This window comes from Planktothrix tepida PCC 9214 (genome assembly GCF_900009145.1).
Lineage (GTDB): Bacteria > Cyanobacteriota > Cyanobacteriia > Cyanobacteriales > Microcoleaceae > Planktothrix > Planktothrix tepida.
In genome coordinates this window covers 1-221 of record NZ_LN889925.1, presented here as the reverse complement: position 1 = coordinate 221, position 221 = coordinate 1, and the positions used below count along the sequence as shown (strand labels likewise).

The window sequence follows — 221 nt, the reverse complement described above, 5'->3', positions numbered from 1 at the left end:
ATGGGTCTAGGAAATGCTTATGAGAGTCTGGGAGAATACCAAAAAGCGATAGAGTTCTATCAGCAGTCTGTTTCCATTTTTCAAGAAATAGGTGATCGTAATGGTGTCGCAAAATCCCTCAATAATCTGGGAAATGCTTATGAGAGCCTGGGAGAATACCAAAAAGCGATAGAGTTCTATCAGCAGTCTGTTTCTATTTTTCAAGAAATAGGTGATCGCAA

At 39.4% G+C, this 221-nt stretch carries 1 protein-coding gene; it reads left to right on the top strand.

The genetic code is table 11. From position 1 onward, the window contains the following. Positions 1–221 (top strand): tetratricopeptide repeat protein (locus tag PL9214_RS29825; RefSeq protein WP_139295238.1); only part of this gene is annotated, 221 nt, incomplete at both ends.